This is a genomic window from Clostridioides sp. ES-S-0049-02 (assembly GCF_020658465.1).
In the GTDB taxonomy this organism is placed as follows: Bacteria; Bacillota; Clostridia; order Peptostreptococcales; family Peptostreptococcaceae; genus Clostridioides.
Map to the genome: position 1 here is coordinate 1 of NZ_JACVWG010000083.1, position 280 is coordinate 280.

A 280-nucleotide genomic window follows, 5' to 3' on the forward strand; every position below is an offset into this window, starting at 1 on the left:
TTATCTGTAAATGGATAATTTTTATCACTTAATATTTCATCACCATCTTTCAAAGGCTCATCCCCTCCTTCTATTTCTAAAAATGTAAAGGCACTTTTTTTAATTCTTGAACCAAACCCTGTTGCTTCACTTGTAATCATAGATTTTACTGTCCCTTCAAGAAGACCAACATCACCTATTGTATATAAACTTTTAAAACCTTCTATCATATCTTCATTATGTATTCTAAATGTCATATTACAACCTTGCTTACCATATTTATTAATTAGACCCTTAATCT

The 280-nt window shown here is 29.3% G+C and carries 1 pseudogene; it reads right to left on the reverse strand.

Annotated features, from left to right (window positions below):
• Positions 1-280 (reverse strand): annotated as a pseudogene (locus IC213_RS21425) (hypothetical protein); the annotation flags it as partial.